This is a genomic window from Thauera linaloolentis 47Lol = DSM 12138, assembly GCF_000310205.1.
GTDB lineage: Bacteria > Pseudomonadota > Gammaproteobacteria > Burkholderiales > Rhodocyclaceae > Thauera > Thauera linaloolentis.
The window spans coordinates 1-1,312 of sequence record NZ_AMXE01000181.1; the positions used below are offsets into that span (position 1 = coordinate 1).

Genomic DNA, 1,312 nt, shown 5'->3' on the forward strand with positions numbered 1-1,312 from the left:
TGAATTGCCCCGGGTTTTGCGGAGGCTCCAACTCTTGAGAAGATGGAGCCATGAAGAAGACGACGAAGTTCTCCCCCGAGGTACGTGAGCGCGCGGTGCGCATGGTGTTTGAGCAGCGTGCCGAACACAGTTCCCAGTGGTCAGCGATCGAATCGATTGCCGGCAAGATCGGCTGCAGCGCGCAGACTCTGTGCAACTGGGTTCGGCAGTTTGAGCGCGACACCGGTCAGCGCGACGGGGTGAGCACGGCCGAGGCGGCCCGCATCAGGGAACTCGAACGCGAGAACCGCGAGTTGAAGAAGGCCAACGAAATTCTGCGCCTTGCCAGCGCGTATTTCGCGCAGGCGGAGCTCGACCGCCGCAACAAGTGATGAACGGCTTCATCGATACGCACCGCGAGCGCTTCGGGGTCGAGCCGATCTGCAAGGTGCTGCAGGTTGCCCCTTCGGCGTATCGGCGCACGGTGGCACGCCGCCGTAATCCGGCCTTGCGCGCGTCGCGAACCCGTCGCGACGAAGTGCTGGCCAGCGACATCGAGCGGGTCTGGCAGACGAACCTGCAGGTGTATGGGGCACGCAAGGTCTGGCGGCAGTTGCAGCGCGAAGGCATTACGGTTGCCCGGTGCACGGTCGAGCGGCTCATGCGTGCCGACGGGCTGCGTGGCGCCCTGCGCGGCAAGACGGTTCGAACCACCCGGCCTGACCCTGCTTCGCCTTGCCCGCTCGATCACGTCAATCGGCAGTTTGTCGCCCAGCGCCCGAACCAGCTTTGGGTCTCCGACTTCACCTATGTCTCGACCTGGCAGGGCTTCGTGTATGTGGCCTTCGTCATCGACGTCTTTGCCCGCTGTATCGTGGGGTGGCGGGTGAGCCGATCCATGCAGACCGAGTTCGTCCTGGACGCCTTGGAGCAGGCCCTGTGGGCACGCCAGCCCGAACGCCAGACCTTGATCCATCACAGCGACCGTGGATCGCAGTACGTCTCGATCCGCTACAGCGAACGCCTGGCTCAAGCCGGTATCGAGCCTTCGGTCGGCAGTCGTGGCGACAGCTACGACAACGCACTCGCCGAGACCATCAACGGCCTCTACAAGGCCGAACTCATCCATCGGCGCGGCCCCTGGAAAAGTGCTGAGGCGGTCGAGCTCGCCACCCTCGAATGGGTCTCATGGTTCAACCGCCACCGCTTGCTTGAGCCAATCGGGTACATTCCACCAGCCGAAGCCGAGGCAAATTACTACCGCAATCACAGCGAGCAGGCCCTTCCTGCCTGACTCAAACAAAACAGCCTCCGCAAAACCCGGGGCAATTCA

The 1,312-nt window shown here is 63.3% G+C and carries 1 protein-coding gene and 1 other annotated feature; the gene reads left to right on the top strand.

Annotation, left to right across the window (positions count from 1 at the left end):
• Nucleotides 1-50: 50 nt before the first annotated feature.
• Nucleotides 51-1,273, top strand: a protein-coding gene (locus tag C666_RS19060; RefSeq protein ID WP_086013378.1) for an IS3 family transposase whose coding sequence is annotated in 2 segments (ribosomal slippage) — nucleotides 51-333 and nucleotides 333-1,273 — 1,224 coding nt in all. Because the reading frame shifts where the segments join, the coding sequence is not laid out codon by codon here.
• Nucleotides 329-445: a sequence feature (AL1L pseudoknot), on the top strand. Its footprint overlaps the gene before it by 117 nt.
• Nucleotides 1,274-1,312: the final 39 nt, after the last annotated feature.